Consider the following 1,506-nt stretch of genomic DNA (forward strand, 5'->3'; position numbering starts at 1 on the left):
GTCATCATGACGCTTGCAAGCATTGGCAATATTAAAGGCAATATTGGTTGCAAGGGACGTTTTACCCATCCCAGGGCGCCCTGCTAGGATAATCAAATCAGATGGTTGCAACCCGCCCATTTTATCATCAAGAGTTTTTATATGAGTCGCCATGCCAGAAAGCTGTGAGGAACGCTGTTTTGCAGCACTTGCCATGTTAATGGCTTTTGTAATGGCTCTATCAAAGTTTTCAAAACCCCCTCCATATTTGCCTTTCTCTGCCAATGCAAACAACTGATTTTCAATCGCTTCAATTTGTTGCGAAGGGGTAAGTTCTAAGGGAGAATCAAAAGAGCTATTTACAATTTGAGTGCCAAGGTTAATTAAAGAGCGCCGAATAAACAGATCATAAATAACCTGTCCATAATCTCGAGTATTGATGATTGTGACAGCTTCTTTGGCTAAACGAACAACATAATTAAAGACTGTGATATCTCCAATTTTCTCATCATTTGCAATAAAGGGCTTCATGGTAATCGGGTCTGCAACTTTTCCCTTTTGAACAATTTGTAAGATGATATCAAAAAGCCTTTGATGGAGAGCTTCAAAAAAATGTTCTGATTTGAGAAAATCAGAAACACTCTCAAGAGCATCATTATTGATCATGATGGCCCCAAGCAAAGCTTGTTCTGCTTCAATATTATGGGGAAGTTGCCGAAAAGAAGGGGCAAAATTGTCTCTTGGTTTTTCTGTTTCTAACACGTTTAGGTTTCTCATGCCTCTTTCCCCTTATCTGGTGCCTCAAAGCTAATTTCTGTGGTGTATCCGCTTTGCTTCTCATAGCAATGGATCACGGTTGCAGCATGCCATGTGCCATTGATTTCGCCTCGAAACCCTTGCAAAAGCGGTTGACCGGCCATGATTTCAGGGCGCCCCTCAAGGCTTAAAGAACCACTACCCATGGCTCGACAAAGCCTATCCGACTCAGAAGCAGCGGCAGCTTGTGCTTCTTGCTCACAAGGATAACACGTCCGCAGACGGCGAATGGGCCCCGTATACCCTGTGCGATGCGTAACAACGTGTTGTTGCCCTTTTGCGCGATCAAAATATCGTGCTTCTATCATGCCATATTGGGTGCGCGGCTCGAGACTAAATTCCCAGTGTGAACACTCCTGTTGATGAATTGTCTGGAGGGGGAGATTGTCCCCGCTTAAAAATAAAAACTTATTTTTTAAATATACTGAAAAATATATTATAAATTAAATTTAACTATTGCGTATTTATAGATAAATTCAACTTTAACTTTGACAGAGAAAACAAAATAAATTACCAAAGTTATGCGTAATTAACGAAAAGCAATATCTATTTTCTTTTCTTCTTTTGAAGACTGCGGGGAAGTAAATATTGGGGGCTTTAAAAGGAGAGTATTCGTGTATAAAAAATCCCTTCTGTCATCTATGGCGACAGCCGCTATCGTGCTGTTTAATATCCAATTCAATGTCCATGCTAAAGACCTTGAAGTGTCTG

The 1,506-nt window shown here is 40.8% G+C and carries 1 protein-coding gene and 1 pseudogene; both read right to left on the reverse strand.

Annotation, left to right across the window (positions count from 1 at the left end; all coding sequences use genetic code 11):
* The coding region (locus FS875_RS09875; protein ID WP_281282259.1) for a DnaB-like helicase N-terminal domain-containing protein at nucleotides 1–756 on the reverse strand (756 nt) is incomplete at its 3' end.
* Nucleotides 753–1,208, reverse strand: a pseudogene (locus FS875_RS09880) (late control protein); the annotation flags it as partial. The gene FS875_RS09875 and the pseudogene FS875_RS09880, both read right to left, overlap by 4 nt.
* Between the last annotated feature and the right edge of the window lie 298 nt (nucleotides 1,209–1,506).

This window comes from Bartonella saheliensis (genome assembly GCF_902162175.1).